The sequence below is a fragment of the Shigella sp. SIG3 genome, assembly GCF_053555855.1.
In genome coordinates this window covers 1-996 of sequence record NZ_JBQZXE010000259.1, presented here as the reverse complement: position 1 = coordinate 996, position 996 = coordinate 1, and the positions used below count along the sequence as shown (strand labels likewise).

At 44.1% G+C, this 996-nt stretch carries 1 protein-coding gene; it reads left to right on the top strand.

What is annotated here, in order from left to right; translation table 11 throughout:
* Window positions 1-86: 86 nt before the first annotated feature.
* The coding region (locus tag ACUU1I_RS20750) for an IS4-like element ISSfl1 family transposase (RefSeq protein ID WP_236637867.1) at window positions 87-996 on the top strand (910 nt) is incomplete at its 3' end.

Genomic DNA, 996 nt, shown 5'->3' with positions numbered 1-996 from the left:
AGGGCTGAGGAATCCCCAGAAAACGAGACAAACATAGCATTATGTGATCTACTGATTTGTGCCAACAATTCAATGAGATCACTGCTATGCCTGTTCATAAAGTATGTCAGAATTTCTTCCGGGATGCCTTAGCACCATTTCATCAGTACCGACAAAATGCCCTGATGGATGCCACAATGGCGTTAATCAACGGAGCATCTCTGACGCAGACCAGTATCGGACGTTTTTTGCCGGGTAATGCACAAGTTAAGAATAAGATCAAACGTATTGATCGCCTCATGGGTAATGAGGCGCTCCATCGCGATATTCCAATGATTTTCAGGAATATCACTTCAATGCTGACACGGCAGTTATCTTTATGTGTAATAGCCGTAGACTGGAGTGGCTATCCCTCCCAGGAGCATCATGTTCTTCGTGCCAGCCTTCTGTGTGACGGGCGTTCCATTCCGTTATTGAGTAAGGTTGTTCCTTCTGAAAAACAAAATAATCCATTGATACAACATGATTTCCTTGATTCCCTTGCTCAATCCCTGCCCCCCGATGCCAGGGTTATTATTGTCACGGATGCTGGATTTCAGAGCGCATGGTTTCACCATATTACTTCTCTGGGCTGGGATTTTATTGGTCGGATCAGAAATAACGTTCAGTATTGCCTCGATAACGCGCCTGAAAGATGGTTAAAAGTGTCGGATAGCCCTGAATGTAAAACACCGGAATATATGGGGGCTGGAAGGCTGGTTAAAGAAAGGAAAAAAAGCATCCGGGGGCATTTTTACACCTATAAGAAATCGGCAAAAGGGCGAAAAAAGAAACGTTCGAAAGGTCAGAGTGGTTTAAACAAAACAGACAAAGAACAGAGCAAATCAGCAAAAGAAGCCTGGTTGATCTTCAGCAGTACAAATGACTTCAGAGCGCGAGAAATCATCAAGTTATACAGTCGGCGAATGCAGATAGAGCAAAACTTTCGTGATGAAAAGAACGGGCGCTTCGGATTTG